14 protein-coding genes are annotated in these 16,175 nt (G+C 73.3%); 6 read left to right on the forward strand and 8 right to left on the reverse strand.

The genetic code is table 11. From position 1 onward, the window contains the following. Positions 1 to 7: 7 nt before the first annotated feature. Together QSK52_RS24850 and QSK52_RS24855 are read right to left on the reverse strand one after the other, a co-directional pair. Positions 8 to 757, reverse strand: coding sequence for a response regulator transcription factor (locus QSK52_RS24850; RefSeq protein ID WP_285738357.1), 750 nt, complete (start codon positions 755 to 757; stop codon positions 8 to 10). Next, positions 754 to 2,004 (reverse strand): sensor histidine kinase, encoded by a 1,251-nt coding sequence (locus QSK52_RS24855; protein WP_285738358.1) that lies wholly within the window; start codon positions 2,002 to 2,004, stop codon positions 754 to 756. Before QSK52_RS24855 ends, QSK52_RS24850 begins: the two co-directional genes overlap by 4 nt. Before the next feature lie 239 nt (positions 2,005 to 2,243). Between QSK52_RS24855 and QSK52_RS24860 the strand changes: the two genes are divergently transcribed. The 3 genes from QSK52_RS24860 to QSK52_RS24870 all read left to right on the forward strand — a co-directional run bounded on the left by QSK52_RS24860 (position 2,244) and on the right by QSK52_RS24870 (position 5,482). Next, positions 2,244 to 2,570, forward strand: a complete 327-nt coding sequence (locus QSK52_RS24860; protein ID WP_285738359.1) for a DUF3311 domain-containing protein — start codon at positions 2,244 to 2,246, stop codon at positions 2,568 to 2,570. Between the two features lie 20 nt (positions 2,571 to 2,590). Next, complete coding sequence (gene mctP / locus QSK52_RS24865) at positions 2,591 to 4,186, forward strand: monocarboxylate uptake permease MctP (protein ID WP_435053356.1); 1,596 nt, start codon at positions 2,591 to 2,593, stop codon at positions 4,184 to 4,186. A gap of 207 nt (positions 4,187 to 4,393) precedes the next feature. Beyond that, positions 4,394 to 5,482: a branched-chain amino acid aminotransferase gene (locus QSK52_RS24870; RefSeq protein WP_285738361.1), complete on the forward strand. Its 1,089-nt coding sequence runs from the start codon at positions 4,394 to 4,396 to the stop codon at positions 5,480 to 5,482. 242 nt (positions 5,483 to 5,724) lie between these two features. On the opposite strand, the gene QSK52_RS24875 is transcribed toward QSK52_RS24870, so the two are convergent. From QSK52_RS24875 to QSK52_RS24890, 4 genes are all read right to left on the reverse strand, one after another. Next, on the reverse strand, positions 5,725 to 5,913 hold the full coding sequence (locus QSK52_RS24875; RefSeq protein ID WP_285738362.1) for a hypothetical protein: 189 nt from the start codon (positions 5,911 to 5,913) through the stop codon (positions 5,725 to 5,727). 125 nt (positions 5,914 to 6,038) lie between these two features. Continuing rightward, positions 6,039 to 7,568 carry an NAD(P)/FAD-dependent oxidoreductase gene (locus QSK52_RS24880; RefSeq protein WP_285738363.1) on the reverse strand — a complete coding sequence of 510 codons (1,530 nt, stop codon included), beginning with the start codon at positions 7,566 to 7,568 and terminating at the stop codon, positions 6,039 to 6,041. A gap of 138 nt (positions 7,569 to 7,706) precedes the next feature. Further along, the gene (locus tag QSK52_RS24885; protein ID WP_285738364.1) at positions 7,707 to 9,158 is read right to left on the reverse strand and encodes a hypothetical protein; all 1,452 of its coding nucleotides are present in this window, start codon (positions 9,156 to 9,158) and stop codon (positions 7,707 to 7,709) included. A gap of 251 nt (positions 9,159 to 9,409) precedes the next feature. After that, positions 9,410 to 10,825: a hypothetical protein gene (locus tag QSK52_RS24890; protein ID WP_285738365.1), complete on the reverse strand. Its 1,416-nt coding sequence runs from the start codon at positions 10,823 to 10,825 to the stop codon at positions 9,410 to 9,412. Between the two features lie 318 nt (positions 10,826 to 11,143). Between QSK52_RS24890 and QSK52_RS24895 the strand changes: the two genes are divergently transcribed. Then, positions 11,144 to 12,706 carry a Re/Si-specific NAD(P)(+) transhydrogenase subunit alpha gene (locus QSK52_RS24895; protein ID WP_285738366.1) on the forward strand — a complete coding sequence of 521 codons (1,563 nt, stop codon included), beginning with the start codon at positions 11,144 to 11,146 and terminating at the stop codon, positions 12,704 to 12,706. 6 nt (positions 12,707 to 12,712) lie between these two features. Then, the gene (pntB, locus tag QSK52_RS24900; RefSeq protein ID WP_285738367.1) at positions 12,713 to 14,152 is read left to right on the forward strand and encodes a Re/Si-specific NAD(P)(+) transhydrogenase subunit beta; all 1,440 of its coding nucleotides are present in this window, start codon (positions 12,713 to 12,715) and stop codon (positions 14,150 to 14,152) included. On the opposite strand, the gene QSK52_RS24905 is transcribed toward pntB, so the two are convergent. Further along, the gene (locus tag QSK52_RS24905; protein WP_285738368.1) at positions 14,136 to 14,510 is read right to left on the reverse strand and encodes an STAS domain-containing protein; all 375 of its coding nucleotides are present in this window, start codon (positions 14,508 to 14,510) and stop codon (positions 14,136 to 14,138) included. The genes pntB and QSK52_RS24905 overlap by 17 nt on opposite strands. Positions 14,511 to 14,631: 121 nt before the next feature. Then, entirely contained in the window at positions 14,632 to 15,066 is a 435-nt protein-coding gene (locus tag QSK52_RS24910) for an Hsp20/alpha crystallin family protein (RefSeq protein WP_285738369.1), read from the reverse strand. A gap of 111 nt (positions 15,067 to 15,177) precedes the next feature. Between QSK52_RS24910 and QSK52_RS24915 the strand changes: the two genes are divergently transcribed. Then, a complete protein-coding gene (locus QSK52_RS24915; protein ID WP_285738370.1) occupies positions 15,178 to 15,870 on the forward strand; it encodes a hypothetical protein in 693 nt (230 codons plus the stop codon). Positions 15,871 to 16,175 lie beyond the last annotated feature (305 nt).

Raw genomic sequence — 16,175 nt, forward strand, 5'->3', positions numbered from 1 at the left:
GTCCCCGCTACCGGTCCCGGCCGCCGGGCACCACCAGCCCGCTCTCGTAGGCCGTCACCACGGCCTGGGTGCGGTCGCGCAGGCCGAGTTTGGCCAGGATCCGGCTGACGTGGGTCTTCACCGTCTCCTCGGTGACGGTGAGGCGGGCGGCGACCTCCGGGTTGGACAGGCCCTCGGCGACCAGCAGCAGCACCTCGGTCTCGCGCGGGGTGAGCGTGCGCAGCCGCTCGGCGGCGGGGTGCGGGCTCGGGTCGGTGCGCGGGTCGGCCCCCGGGCCGGTGCGGGGGTCGGTGCGCGGCGGGGTGGCGGCGAACTCGGCGATCAGCCGGCGGGTCACGCCGGGGGCGAGCAGGGCGTCGCCCGCGGCCACCACCCGGACCGCCTCGAAGAGCCGCTCGGCGGTGGACTCCTTGAGCAGGAAGCCGCTGGCCCCGGCGCGCAGCGCGTCGTAGACGTACTCGTCGAGGTCGAAGGTGGTGAGGATGAGCACCCGGGGCGGGTTCGGGCCCTCGGCGGTGACCTGCCGGGTCGCCTCGATGCCGTCGGTGCCGGGCATCCGGATGTCCATCAGGACGAGGTCGGGCCGCTCCTCCCGGCAGGCCAGCACGGCCTCGGTGCCGTCGCCCGCGGTGCGGACGACCGTGAAGTCGGGCTGGGCGTCCAGCAGGGTGGCGAACGCGGAGCGAACCACGGGGTGGTCGTCGGCGACCACGATCCGGATCGGCCGGGACGGCCCGCTCCCCGCCCCCGGGTTCACCGCGCCCGCCCGCGCGGCAGGTGCGCCGTGACCGCGTAGCCGCCGCCCGGGCCGGGGCCGGTGCGCAGCGTGCCGCCGACCGCGGCGGCCCGCTCCCGCATGCCGGTCAGGCCGTGCCCGCCGGACGGTCCGCCGCCCGGGCCGGGGCCGTGGTCGCGCACCCGCAGCTCCAGAGCGGTGGCGGTGTGGTGCAGTTCGACCTCGACGGCGGCGCCGGGGGCGTGGCGGCGGGCGTTGGTCAGCGCCTCCTGGACGATCCGGTAGGCGGCGAGCTCGGTGCCGGGGTCGAGCGGGGCGGGCGTGCCGCGCACCACCAGGCGGACGGTGCCGCCCCCGGCCGCCCGGCGGGCCTGCGCCAGCAGCCCGCCCAGGTCGGCCAGCCCCGGCTGCGGGGCGCGGGCGGGCTCGGCCCGGTCGTCCTCGCGCAGCACGCCGAGCAGGCGCCGCATCTCGGCGAGCGCGTCGCGGGCCGCGTCGCCGATCTCCAGCAGCCGTTCGGCGCCCTGCGCGGGCAGGTCGGGGGTGGCCAGCCGGGCGGTCTCGGCCCGGACCGCGATCATCGACACGTGGTGCGCCACCACGTCGTGCAGCTCCCGGGCGATCCTGGCCCGTTCGGCCCGGGCGGCGTTCTCCGCGACGGCGCCGAGGGCGAGCGCGCGGGTCCGCTCGTGCGCGGTGCGCTGCTCGCGGGAGCGACGGTGCAGGCCCGCCGCCGCGGCGACGGGGGCGAGCGCGGCGAGCAGCCAGAGGCGGACCCGCAGGTCGGTGCCGGCGTCCGCGCCCGCGGCGAGCGCGAGCACCGGGAAGGGCAGGGCGAGTCCGAGCGCGAGCGGGGTCCGGCCGGTGCGGCCCAGCCGGTACTGGGCGAGCAGGAGGGTGGCGATCCCGACGGCGGTGGCGGTGTGGAAGGCCCCGAGCGTGCCGAGGACGGCGGCGGTGACCGCCGGTCCGGCCGCGGCGGGGCGCAGGTACAGCAGCGGCAGTGCGGTGGCCGCACCGAACAGGCCGAGCAGGAACAGCAGTTGGACGCCCAGGAGGCCGCCACCGGCCGTCTGCTGGGCCCGCTCGGCGGCGAGCCGCGGCAGCGAGCCCTCGGCGGCGACCAGCTCGGCGAACGAGGCGACGGCCGCGAGCACCGCGAACAGCCCCAGCACCGCCCCGCCGACCGGTCCGCCCCGGGCGCTCCCCCGGCCGCCCCCCGCTGCCGCCCACCACGCCGTCACCGGCCGCACCGCCGTCCGTCCCATGCCGGTCATTATGCCCACGACCGCGCTCCCGCCCGGGCGGTCGACCGGGGTCGGCGGCGGCCGGTCCCCGGCCGGGAGGTCCGGGGACCGCTGGGTGAACAGGGTAGTGACAGGGGTCACCCACCTGTCCTAACCTCGCGGGGTCCTCCCGATCACCGAGGGCACTGCTCGGCGGACGCACGGCCTCGTGCGTTGCGGTGCCACTGAGGTGACACCTCGTCATCCTCCGGAGCCGCCCCGTGCCGTCCTCGTCCCCCCACGTCCCCACCGCGGGCGCCCCGCCCGCGGTCTCCGCCGCCCGGGTGCTGGCCGGGCTGTGCCTGCTGGTGCCGATCGTGGTGATGATGTGGGTGCCGTCCTACAGCAAGGTCACCCCGAAGCTCGGCGGGATGCCGTTCTTCTACTGGTACCAGCTGCTGTGGGTGCTGCTGTCGGCGCTGTTCACCAGTGCCGCGTACCTGCTGATCCGGCGGGACGAGGCGGCCCGCCGGGACGCCGCCGCCCCCGCCCCCACCACCGCGGCCGCGCCCGTCGTGCCCGCCCCGAAGGACGGGGGCCGGGCGTGAAGCACGTCGACTGGACCGCGATGACGGTCTTCCTGCTGTTCTTCGCGCTGGTGACGGTGATGGGCTTCCTGGCCTCCCGCTGGCGCCGCGCCGACGACGCCGCGCACCTGCACGAGTGGGGCCTGGGCGGCCGGAGCTTCGGCACCTGGATCACCTGGTTCCTGCTCGGCGGCGACCTGTACACCGCGTACACCTTCATCGCGGTGCCCGCCGCCGTCTACGCGGGCGGCGCCATGGGCTTCTTCGCGGTGCCGTACACGATCATCGCGTACCCGCTGGTGTTCCTGTTCCTGCCCCGGCTGTGGTCGGTCTCCCGGGTGCACGGCTACGTGACCCCGGCCGACTTCATCCGCGGCCGGTACGGCTCGCGCGGCCTGTCGGTGGCGGTGGCGCTGACCGGCATCCTGGCCACCATGCCGTACATCGCGCTGCAACTGGTCGGCATCCAGGCCGTGCTGGACGTGCTGGGCGTCGGCGGCAGCGGCAACTGGTTCCTCCAGGACCTGCCGCTGTTCATCGCCTTCGGCGTGCTGGCCGCGTACACCTACTCGGCCGGGCTGCGGGCCCCGGCGCTGATCGCGTTCGTCAAGGACGCGCTGATCTACATCGTGATCGCGGTCGCGGTGATCTACATCCCGATGCGGCTGGGCGGCTACGGCCACATCTTCGACGCCGCGCAGCACAAGTTCGCCACCCCCGGCGCGGACGGCAAGCCCAGCGGCTCGCTGGTGGTCGGGCCGAGCGGCCAGTGGGCGTACGCGACGCTGGCGTTCGGTTCGGCGCTGGCGCTGTTCATGTACCCGCACTCGGTGACCGGCGTGCTGGCCTCCAAGTCCCGCAACACGGTGCGCCGCAACATGGCGATCATGCCCGCGTACTCGCTGATGCTGGGCCTGCTGGCGCTGCTGGGCTTCATGGCGATCGCGGCCGGGGTCAGCAAGGGCGCCAAGGGCTACAACAGCCAGCTGGCGGTGCCGCAGCTGTTCGCCGACATGTTCCCGTCCTGGTTCACCGGCGTCGCGTTCGCGGCGATCGGGATCGGCGCGCTCGTCCCGGCGGCGATCATGTCGATCGCGGCGGCGAACCTGTTCACCCGCAACGTCTACAAGGAGTTCCTGAAGCCGGACGCCACCGCCGCCGAGGAGACCAAGGTCGCCAAGATCGCCTCGCTGCTGGTGAAGGTCGGCGCGCTGGTGTTCGTGCTGACGATGGACAAGCAGGCCGCGATCAACATGCAGCTGCTGGGCGGGCTGTGGATCCTGCAGACCGCGGTCGCCCTGGTCGCGGGCCTGTTCACCCGCTGGTTCCACCGCTGGGCGCTGCTGGCGGGCTGGGCCGCGGGCATGGTCTACGGGACGTGGGCGGCCTGGGGCATCTCCTCCAAGGCCACCAAGCACTTCGGCGGCAACACCAAGGTGATCCCCGGGATCGGCGAGACCGGCTACATCGGCCTGACCGCGTTCGCGCTGAACCTGGTCGTCGCCGTGGTCCTGACCCTGGTGCTGCGGGCCCTGAAGGCGCCCGAGGGCACCGACGAGACCAGCCGGGCCGACTACTCCGCGGAGGCGGGCGACGAGGCCGTCGAGCGCGCCCCGCAGCCCGCGGTGGCGCACTGACCCTCCGCGCGCGGCCGCCTCGGGTGGTCAACTCCTGTTTCAGTGACCGGAGTTGGCCACCCTTCGGTCTGCTCCGGCCTGCTCCGGCCCACTCCTGCCCGCTCCTGCCCGGCCCGGCTGACGCGGCGTTAGCATGTCCGCAGCGCCGGTGAGCGGTGGCTGCCTCCGGATGGGCGCCCGGCTCGCGCTGACCCGAAGGAGTTGACCGTGAGTCTCGACTTTGCCCTGCAGCCCAGTGCCCACCCCGCCCCGGAGGCCGAGCGGGCGGCGATCCTGGCCGCCCCGGCGTTCGGCCGGTACTTCACCGACCACATGGCGTCGGCGGTGTGGACCCCCGAGGCGGGCTGGCACGGGGCCCGGGTCGGGGCGCTGGAGCCGTTCTCGCTGCACCCCAGCGCCGCCGTGCTGCACTACGCCCAGGAGATCTTCGAGGGCCTGAAGGCGTACCGGCACGCGGACGGCAGCGTCTGGCTGTTCCGCCCGGAGGCCAACGCCCGCCGCTTCCAGCGCTCCGCCGCCCGGCTGGCGCTGCCCGTCCTGGACGAGGCGGACTTCCTGGCCGGCGTCGAGGCGCTGGTCCGGGCGGACGAGGCGTGGGTGCCGGTGCCGACCACCGAGGAGAGCCTGTACCTGCGCCCGTTCATGTTCGCCGCCGAGGCCTTCCTCGGGGTGCGCCCCGCCGAACGGTGCGTCTTCTCGGTGATCGCCAGCCCGGCCGGCCCCTACTTCGCCTCCGGCGTCGCCGGGGTCACCCTGTGGGTCAGCAGCACCTACACCCGGGCGGCGCCCGGCGGCACCGGCGACGCCAAGTGCGGCGGCAACTACGCGGCGAGCCTGGCCGCGCAGCTGGAGGCCAGGGAGCACGGCTGCGACCAGGTGCTCTACCTGGACCGGACGGGCGGCGAGGGCCGCCTGGAGGAGTCCGGCACGATGAACCTGTGCCTGGTCACCTCCTCCGGCGAACTGCTCACCCCCGGCCTCGGCACCATCCTGGAGGGCGTCACCCGCGACACCGTGCTGACCCTGGCCGGGAAGTTCGGACTGACCCCGGTCGAGCGTCCGGTCACCTTCGAGGAGCTGCGCACGGGCGCCGCCGACGGCACGATCACCGAGGTCTTCGCCGCCGGGACGGCCGCGGTCGTCACCCCGATCGTCGCCCTCAAGAGCCCCGAACACTCCTTCACGGTCGGCGACGGCCAGCCCGGCAAGCACACCCTGGCCCTGCGCGAACACCTGCTGGACATCCAGTTCGGCCGCGTCCCCGACACCCACGGCTGGATGCGCCGGGTGCTGTGACCCGCTCCGCAGCGCCGATCGGGCTGCTCGACGGACGCACCGGCCGGGGGGACCGGTGGGTCCGCGGCCGGTGCGCCCGAGGATGAGCGGCACCGCCGGGGACGACGGCTCCTCCTGCCGCGCCCCGCAGCACTCGTCCCGGACCCCAGGCAGCGGGCGTTACTGCCGCGTTACCGGCAGAAGGGCTCCGTCCGCTTGCGCAGCCCGTTGTCCGGCGGGAGTTCGTTCCCGGCCCCCCGGGGTCAGCGCGGGGCCCTGGCGGGGTGCGGCCAGCCGGGGACGTCGCGGACGTGGACGCGGTCGTCGCACCAGGCGCACTCCCACTCGCCGAGGTCGATGTCGTAGGCGAGGCGGCCGCAGTGGACGGGGATGGGCTGGCTGCCGAGGTGGGTGGTGTGCCAGTCGGTGCGCTGCGCAACGGAATCGGTCATGGGGAGAGCGTGGCAGGGGGGACTGACGGCCGGTCAGGTCCGGGCAGCACGACGGGCGGGTGGCCCCGGGGTCTCCCCCGGCGCCACCCGCCCGTCACTGCCTGCCTACCGGTTCACCGCCGGGTTCAGGCGGAGGTGCGCTCGCCCGCGTCCTGGCGCGGCATGAACGGCGCGTCGCGGCCGGTGCCCGCCGGGGTGGAGCGCTTGGAGTCGCCGCCCTCCTCGTGGTACTCCTCCTCGACGTTGACCTCCCACACGTCGTGGGTGGAGCCGGTGCGGATGTTCTCCGCGGTCAGCAGCGCGGTCATCATCGAGTGGTCCTGGTTGTTGTACCGGTGCATGCCGTTGCGCCCGATCGGGTGCACGTTCGGCACGGCCTCGGCCAGCCAGGCCCGGATGACGTCCAGGGAGGCCTGGTAGCGGTCGTCGTAGATCGGGTACGCCTTGTGGATGCGCACCGCGTAGCCGACCTCGACGCTGCCCGGCTTGGTCAGGCCCAGCTGCTCCAGCTCGGCGGTGCCGAGCTTCACCAGCTCCTCGTCGGTCATGTTCCAGAGCTCGTCGCCCTCGTTGACGAAGTACTCCAGGCCGAGGCAGGTGCGGCCTTCCTTGACCAGGTACGGCGACCAGGAGCCGAAGTTCTGGATGCGGCCGACCTTGACGCCCGGGCTGTGGATGTAGATCCAGTTGTCCGGGAAGCCGTCCTTCTCCGGGACGACCAGGGCGACGGTGAGGAAGTCGCGGTAGCGCAGGTTGTTCGCGGCCTCGATCACCTCGGCCGGCGCGGCCGGCTCCATGATCCGGACCAGGTGCGAGATCGGGGTGGAGGACACCACGTGCTCGGCCGGGACCTGCGAGACCTCGCCGTCGGGGCCGGCCACGGCGACGGAGACCGCGCCCTTGCCCTGCTCCCAGTAGACCTTCTCGACGCGGGTGTTCATCTCGACCGTGCCGCCCTGGGCGCGGACCTTGTCGGTCGCGGTCTCCCACATCATGCCCGGGCCGTACTTCGGGTACTGGAACTCCTCGATGAGGGACGTGATGTCCTTCTGGTTCCGGCTCGGCAGCACCGCGTTCTTGATCGCGGCCATCAGCGACAGGTTCTTGATCCGCTGCGCGGCCCAGTCCGCCTGGAGTTCGGTGGTCTTCATGCCCCACACCTTCTCGGTGTAGGTCTTGAAGAAGATCGAGAACAGTCGGCGGCCGAAGCGGGCGGTGACCCAGCCCTCGAAGTGCGACTGGTCCTTCGGCGGGCGCACCCGGGCCCAGAAGTACGAGCCGATGCAGCGCGCGGCCTCGAGGACGCCCAGGCCCTTGAGCGCGTTGCCCGCCTTCAGCGGGTAGTCGAAGAGCTTGCCGCGGTAGAAGATGCGGCTCATCCGCGGGCGCAGCAGGAAGTCCTCGTCGGGGAGGATCTCGTGCCAGAGGGCCTCGACGGCGGCGACCTTGGTGAAGAAGCGGTGGCCGCCGATGTCGAAGCGCCAACCGTCGCGCTCCGCGGTCTGGGATATGCCGCCGACGACGTTGTCCGCCTCGAAGACCCGGGCCGGGAAGCCGTGCTTGGTCAGGTCGTACGCGGCGGTCAGGCCGGCCGGGCCGGCGCCGATGACGACCGTTTCCGGCTTCGGCTCGGCCGGCGTGTTGCTGGATTCCATGTCTGGCCAGATCCTCGGTTCATGGTCTTCACGGGAAGACCGTCTGTCTGTTGAGCGGTGCAGTGGTCGTACGGGTGGAGCTGCGGGGTCGTACGGGGGTGGGTCCGGTGGGCCGTGGCGGCGGGTCGGGAGGGCGGGTCAGGAGGCCGCGACCGCTTCCGCCGCGGTGGAGGGGTGGTCGCGGTGCGCCGTGCCGCCGTCGTCCGGGGCCGGCGCCTGCGCGTCGGTGCCGGGTCGGGCGCGGTGCTCCCTGGCCAGCAGCCAGTGGGTCAGCACGCCCACGGCCGCGACGATGCTTCCGCTGGTCCAGGCGAACTGGCTGCTCGGCGGTCCGGCCCAGAAGGCCTTCGCCAGCAGGATGTTGCTGAAGATCCCGAGCCCGGCGAGCACCAGCCAGCGGGGGCCGATCCGGTCGGCGCGCATCGCCAGCAGCAGGAACAGGGTGGGGTAGATCGGGAGCAGGTAGCGGGCGCCGACCTGGTCGTAGCCGGCCGCCTGGAACATGATGACGGGCAGGAACAGGGCGGCGGTGCCCGCCCACATCACGGTCCGCATCCAGCGGTCGGCCGCCTTGCCCTGCGAGGAGACCAGGAACAGCAGCATCAGCGGGGTGCTGAAGAAGATGCTGGTGCCCATGCCGCCCGCCCGCAGGTCCATCACCGGGTGCGCGTCGTTGACGCCGGTGTAGGAGAAGTCGGGGAAGCGCAGGAAGTCGATGACGAAGTTCGGCCAGATGTAGTGCCAGTTCATCAGCCCGTACGGGAAGACCACCACGTCGTTGGCGGAGTGGATGTCGTAGCCGGTGCTGGTGATGCTGCCGAAGTACAGCTTGTTGCGGGCCAGCAGGACCGCGCCGCAGACCGCGAGCGGGACCACGGTGGCCGCGACCTCGCGCAGGGACGGCCACCGGGCCGGGCGGAAGTTCCACCGCCCGGCGGTCCTGCGGCCCACGCCCAGGTCGCGGAGGTACACCAGGGCCGGGACGACGCCCACCACCATCTCGGTGGTGCGGGTCAGCGCGATCAGGCCGACGCCCAGCCAGGCCGGCCACCAGCGGCGGCAGATCGTGCTGTGCAGCACCAGGAGGATCAGGGTGGTGCTCATCAACTGCCCGGTGAACCAGACCATCCCGGCGAGCGAGAGCCACAGCATGATCGTGCCGAAGCCGAAGACCGCGGCCAGGACGAGGTTCTCCAGCGTGGTGCGCCGGGTGATCCGCCGATGGCGCATCAGCTCCAGGGTGCGGAACACCAGCACCACGTTGAGCGCCGCCACCGCCCAGGTGAACCAGACGTCGCTGAAGCCGTCGCCCAGCAGCCACACGAAGGGCAGCATGACCATGGCCGGGAACGGCGGGTACATCGAGTAGTAGTGGCCGTTCACGGTGATCTTGTCGTCGACCACCCACGGACCGGGGCTCGGACCGAGGTCGAACCTGCCGTCCAGCCACGCCTGCACCTGCCACACGTAGTGCGGCGCCAGCGAGATCTTGCCCGAGTCGATCTTGAAGATGCCGGCGAACATCGCGAGCAGCGCCAGCGCGACGGCGAAGATCCCGAGGTCGACCAGCCGACGCCGGAAACGAATCATGACAGAAGCTCCATGGTGGACTATGAGAAATCGCGCGCCGAAAACACACCCCCAGGCGGCGTGGCCGTCCGCGTTCTCAGGACGGAGCACCGCAATGGTAGGGCACGATCGAGCCAACCTCTGACACGGGTCCGGCCAGTGGTCCGGTTCCCGGCGGAGCGGGACTCACCTCCCGGGCCTTTTCTCCCAGTTCGCGGTCGTCCGCCCGCCGGACGGCGGTTCCCGGGGACCGCCGGAACGGAACGGAACGGTCACGGGACGGTTGCCTCCCGGCCACCGGGCGACCCCCCGCCGTCAACCGCGGACGCGGTGCCGTCGACCCGGTGGTCCCGGTCCGGCTCCGCCTCGCCGGCGAGCAGCCAGCAGGTCAGGGCGCAGACGGCCGCGACGATCGCGGCGGTGGTCCAGGCGAACCTGCTGTCCGGGGGCGCGAGCCAGAAGTCCCTCGCCAGCAGGACGTTGCTGAAGACCCCGAGCCCGGCGAGCACCACCCAGCGGGGGCCGATCCGGTCGGCGCGCATCGCCAGCAGCAGGAACAGGGTGGGGTAGATCGGGAGCAGGTAGCGGGCACCGACCTGGTCGTAGCCGGCCGCCTGGAACATGATGACGGGCAGGAACAGGGCGGCGGTGCCCGCCCACATCACGGTCCGCATCCACCGGTCGGCCGCCTTGCCCTGCGAGGAGACCAGGAACAGCAGCATCAGCGGGGTGCTGAAGAAGATGCTGGTGCCCATGCCGCCCGCCCGCAGGTTCACCACCGGGTGCGCGTCGTTGACGCCGGTGTAGGAGAAGTCGGGGAAGCGCAGGAAGTCGATGACGAAGTTCGGCCAGATGTAGTGCCAGTTCATCAGCCCGTACGGGAAGACCACCACGTCGTTGGCGGAGTGGATGTCGTAGCCGGTGCTGGTGATGCTGCCGAAGTACAGCTTGTTGCGGGCCAGCAGGACCGCGCCGCAGACCGCGAGCGGGACCACGGTGGCCGCCACCTCACGCGGGGACGGCCACCGGACGGGGCCCCTGCGGCCCACGCCCAGGTCGCGGAGGTACACCAGGGCCGGGACGACGCCCACCACCATCTCGGTGGTGCGGGTCAGCGCGATCAGGCCGACGCCCAGCCAGGCCGGCCACCAGCGGCGGCAGATCGTGCTGTGCAGCACCAGGAGGATCAGGGCGGTGCTCATCAACTGCCCGGTGAACCAGACCTTGCCGCCCAGCGAGAGCCACAGCACGATCGTGCCGAAGCCGAAGACCGCGGCCAGGACGAGGTTCTCCAGCGTGGTGCGCCGGGTGATCCGCCGATGGCGCATCAACTCCAGGGTGCGGAACATCAGCACCACGTCGAGCGCCGCCACCGCCCAGGTGAACCAGACGTCGCTGAAGCCGTCGCCCAGCAGCCACACGAAGGGCAGCATGACCATGGCCGGGAACGGCGGGTACATCGAGTAGTAGTGGCCGTTCACGGTGATCTTGTCGTCGACCACCCACGGACCGGGGCTCGGACCGAGGTCGAACCTCCCGTCCAGCCACGCCTGCACCTGCCACACGTAGTGCCCCGACGTCGAGACCCTGCCCGCGTCGATCTCGAAGATGCCGGCGAGCATCGCGAGCAGCGCCAGCACGACGGCGAACAGCGCGAGGTCGACCAGCCGACGCCGGAGACGGGACATGGCAAGGACTCCATGGTGGACGAAGAGGATTCGCGCCGAAACACACCCCCAGGCAGCGAGGCTGTCCGTTCCCCCAGGACGGAGAGCACCGCAATGCTAGGGCACGGTCGGTCGGAATCCCTACGGGAGACCACCCTTGACCCGCGTCACGCCCCGCCGGTGTAGGCCGGTCGGTGGGAGTTGTGGTGACACATTTCACCGTTCGCCCCGTTCTGCCGGGAGGGGTCGGGAGTCTAGGTTCCTGCGACCAGGGGGAGTACTCCCCCTCGATCACGGAACACGTCCGGCACCACCTCCTCCGACGAGAGAGAACGAGCGATGTCTGGATACGACTCCTCCGCCCGCCCGCCCCAACGGGTCGGCGTGGTCGCCGAGTCCACGCCCGGGGAGACCCGGGTCGCGGCGACCCCGGCCACCGTGCGCGGCCTGCTGGCCCTCGGCTACGACGTGGTCGTCGAACCCGGCGCCGGTGCGGCCTCCGGGTTCGACGACGCGGCGTACGCGGCGGCGGGCGCCGCCGTCGGGGACGCCTGGGCGGCCGACGTGGTGCTGAAGGTGAACGCGCCGTCGGACGCCGAGGTGGAGCGGCTGCGCACCGGCGCCGTCCTGGTGGGGCTGCTGGCGCCCGCGCAGCACCCGGAGCTGCTGGCGGCGCTGGCGGAGCGCGGGGTGACGGCGCTGTCGTTGGACGCGGTGCCGCGGATCTCCCGGGCGCAGTCGATGGACGTGCTCAGTTCGATGGCCAACATCGCCGGGTACCGGGCCGTCATCGAGGCCGCGCACGCCTTCGGCCGGTTCTTCACCGGGCAGGTCACCGCGGCGGGCAAGGTCCCGCCCGCCAAGGTGCTGGTGGCGGGCGCGGGCGTGGCCGGGCTGGCCGCGATCGGCGCCGCCTCCAGCCTGGGCGCGATCGTCCGGGCCACCGACCCGCGGCCCGAAGTGGCCGACCAGGTCAAGTCGTTGGGCGGCGAGTACCTGGCCGTGGAGGTCGCCCAGGAGGCGAGCACCGACGGGTACGCGAAGGCCACCTCGGCGGACTACGACCGGGCCGCCGCCGAGCTGTACCGGGCCCAGGCCGCGGACGTGGACATCGTGATCACCACCGCGCTGATCCCCGGCCGCCCCGCGCCGAAGCTGCTCACCGCCGAGGACGTGGCGGCGATGAAGCCGGGCAGCGTGGTCGTCGACATGGCGGCCGCCCAGGGCGGCAACGTGGCCGGGACGGTGCCCGGCCGGACGGTGGTCACCGAGAACGGGGTGACCCTGATCGGCTACACCGACCTGGCGTCCCGGCTGCCCGCGCAGGCCTCGCAGCTGTTCGGCACCAACCTGGTGAACCTGCTGAAGCTGCTGACGCCCGGCAAGGACGGGCGGTTGGCGATCGACTTCGAGGACGTGGTGCAGCGCGCCGTGACGGTCGTCCGGGACGGGGAGACCACCTGGCCGCCCCCGCCGGTCGCCGTCTCCGCGGCGCCCGCCGCGGCCGCGTCCGCCGCTCCCCCGGCCGCCCCGGCCGCCGCCGCGACCCCGCGGGCGACGCCCGCCGTCCGGTTCGGCCTGATCGGCGCCGGGATGCTCGCGCTGTTCCTGCTGGTCGCCTTCGCCCCGGCCCAACTGGCGGAGAACTTCACGGTGTTCGCGCTCTCCGTGGTGATCGGCTACTACGTGATCGGCAAGGTCCACCACGCCCTGCACACGCCGCTGATGTCGGTGACCAACGCGATCTCCGGCATCGTCGTGATCGGCGCGCTGCTGCAGATCGGGCACGAGAGCACCCTGGTCACCGTGCTGTCCTTCGTGGCGATCCTGCTGACCAGCGTGAACGTCTTCGGCGGCTTCGCCGTCACCCGCCGCATGCTGAGCATGTTCTCGAAAGGCTGAGCCGAGATGACCTCCCTCACCGCCGCGCACGCCGCGGACCTGGTCGCCGCCCTGCTGTTCGTCCTCAGCCTGGCCGGCCTCTCCCAGCACCGCACCTCCCGGGCCGGGGTGGTCTACGGCATCGCCGGGATGGCCCTCGCCCTGACCGCCACCGTCGTGGTCGCCTCCCGCTCGATCAGTGCGGGCGCCGTCGCACTGATCCTGCTGGCCATGGCGCTGGGCGCCGCGATCGGCCTGTGGCGGGCCCGCCGGGTCGAGATGACCGAGATGCCGGAGCTGATCGCCGTCCTGCACAGCTTCGTCGGCCTGGCCGCCGTGCTGGTCGGCTGGAACAGCTACCTGGAGGTGGAGCGGCACGGCGACGCGCAGACCGCGATCGCCGCCGACCTGCTGTCCATCCACCACGCCGAGGTGTTCATCGGCGTCTTCATCGGCGCCGTCACCTTCACCGGCTCGGTGGTCGCCTACCTGAAGCTCTCCGCCAGGATCGCCTCGCGCCCGCTGGTGCTGCCCGGCAAGAACGCCCTCAACCTGGGCGCGCTCGGCGCCTTCGTCGCGCTCACCGCCTGGTTCACCGCCTCGCCCTCCCTCGGCCTGATGGTCGCCGTCACGGTGCTGGCGCTGCTGCTGGGCTGGCACCTGGTCGCCTCGATCGGCGGCGGCGACATGCCGGTCGTGGTCTCGATGCTCAACAGCTACTCGGGCTGGGCGGCGGCGGCCGCGGGCTTCCTGCTCGACAACGACCTGCTGATCGTCACCGGCGCGCTGGTCGGCTCCTCCGGCGCCTACCTGTCGTACATCATGTGCCGGGCGATGAACCGCTCGTTCCTCTCCGTCATCGCCGGGGGCTTCGGCATCGAGGCCGCGGCGGGCGGGGACGCCGAGCAGGGCGAGCACCACGAGATCGCCGCCCGGGAGGCCGCCGAACTCCTCGCCGCCGCCGAGTCGGTGATCATCACCCCCGGCTACGGGATGGCCGTCGCCCAGGCCCAGCACCCCGTCGCCGACCTGACCCGCCGCCTGCGCGAACGCGGCGTCGAGGTCCGCTTCGGCGTCCACCCGGTGGCGGGCCGGCTGCCCGGCCACATGAACGTGCTGCTCGCCGAGGCGAAGGTCCCCTACGACGTCGTCCTGGAGATGGACGAGATCAACGAGGACTTCGCCGACACCTCCGTCGTCCTGGTCATCGGCGCCAACGACACCGTCAACCCGGCCGCCCTCGACGACCCGGCCAGCCCGATCGCCGGGATGCCCGTCCTCAGGGTCTGGGAGGCCGAGCGGGTCGTCGTCTTCAAGCGCTCGATGGCCTCCGGCTACGCGGGCGTGCAGAACCCGCTGTTCTTCCGCGAGAACACCAGCATGCTGTTCGGCGACGCCAAGCAGAGCGTCGACCAGATCCTGCAGTCCCTGGACGCCGCCGACCCGGCCCTCACCGGCCGGCCCTGACCGCGCGGGGGCGGGCGGCGCGGGGGCGGGGGGCACCGGACCGGTCGGCGCGGGGGCGGGGCCCGCCGGGGCGTTCCAGCCCGGCGAGGTCCAGCCCGGTCAGCTCCAGCAGCCGGGCCACCGGTCGGCCCGCGCCGCGCAGCACCAGCCGGGCGCCCGTCCGGTCGGCCAGCTCGCCGGCCGCCAGCAGGACGCGCAGGCCCGCACAGTCCATGAACGTCACCTCCGAGAGGTCCAGCACCACCTCCCGGTGCTCGGCCAGGGCGCGGGTCAGTTCGCGGTGCGTCCGGGGGGCGGTGTCGGCGTCGACCTCGCCGCGGACGCGCACCGGGAAGGGGCTCTCCACTCGGTCCGCCATGGGCTTGCCCGCCGTTCTGGATCGGCCCGCCCGTGCCGGGGGCGGGCCTGGGTTGCCGGGGTGCCGGGCCGCGCCGTGCCCGCGGGTACGGCGCGGCCGGGCCTGGTCCAGCCGGGCCCGGTCAGGCCTGGAGCTGGTGGCGGGTGCCGCTGTGCGCGACCGCCACTTTGCGGGGCCGGGCCTTCTCGGCGACCGGGATGCGCAGCGTCAGCACGCCCTCGTCGTACTCGGCGGTGATGCCGTCCGGGTCGAGGGTGTCGGCGAGCACGACCTGCCGGGAGAAGACGCCCAGCGGCCGCTCGGACAGCTCCCACTGCACGTCCTCGCCCTGGTGGCGCGGGCGGCGCTCGGCCTTGACGGTCAGGACGTTCCGCTCGACGTCGATGTCGATCGCCTCCGGGTCCACCCCCGGCAGGTCGAAGCAGATCACGTACTCGTCGCCGGCCCGGTACGCGTCGAGCGGCATCGGGGTCGGGCGCGACCAGGTGCCGGTCGTTCCCAGGAACTGCTGGGTCAGCCGGTCGAGTTCGCGGAACGGGTCGGTGCGCAGCAGCATCGCGAAACACCTCCTGTGGGATCAAAGGGTGCCGGTGCACATCACCTGGATCCGTTCTAACACGTCATCCGATGGATGACAAAGCAGGTGCGTCGTCGTTAGGGTGACAGTATGAGTCGCAAGCCGCACCCCGTTCCCGCCGTTCCCGAGCGGCCCGCCGCACCGGTGCCGCTGCTCGCCGCCGTCGCGGCCCTGACCACCATCGACGACGCCGTCCGCACCGCCCAGCGGCCCGGTGCGGGGGCACCGACCGGCGAGCCGCCCGACCCCGCCCCCGGCCCCGAACCGGCCCTCGCCGCCCTGGTCCTGCTGCGCGAGCTGCGGGCCCAGCTCGCCGGGTGGGAGGCCGGCCTGGTGGAGGACGCCCGCGCCGCCGGGGCCACCTGGGCCGACCTGGCGCACCCGATGGGCGTCGCCAGCCGCCAGGCCGCCGAGAACCGCTACCTGCGCCTGCGCCGCGGCGGGGCCGCCCCCGCCGCGGAGACCGGTGCGGGACGGGTCAAGGCCGTCCGCGACCACCGGGCCGCCGAGCGCGCCGTCACCGCGTGGGCCCGCGACCACGCCGCCGAACTGCGCGTCCTGGCCGCCCAGCTCACCGCGGCCGGGCTCGGCCCCGAGGCCCGCCCCGCCCAGCAGACCCTCACCGCCGCGCTCGGCACCGCCGACGCCGCCGACCTGCTCGCCCCCCTCCACGACATGCGCCCCCACCTCGATGACGACCACGACCACCTCGCCTCGCGCCTCGACGCCCTCTCCGACCGCACCGAACGGCTCCGCGACGCCAGCAACCGGCGCCGCGCCTGACCGCACCGCGACGGCCCCGACGGCCGATCCGCCCGAGGCCCGCTGGGAGCACCTGCTGCACCGGCTGGACCTGACGCGGGCCCGGCTGCGCTCCGACACGGCGGCCGCCCTGACCGCGCTGGACGCCCGCCTCGCCCGGCTCGACGCCCTGCGCGGGCAGGTGGCCCGGGGCCACGACCCATCCGGGGTGGGCCCAGCCCCACCCGGCCGTACGGGCAGGCCCATGTCGGCCCGGCCGCCCGCTCCGTAGGGTCGAGTGGCACCGTCCGCCGGGGCGGTGCCACTCGACGCGGTGGGAGGGGACG

Origin of the sequence: Kitasatospora phosalacinea, assembly GCF_030268885.1 — a bacterium.
GTDB classification, from domain to species: Bacteria; Actinomycetota; Actinomycetes; order Streptomycetales; family Streptomycetaceae; genus Kitasatospora; species Kitasatospora phosalacinea_C.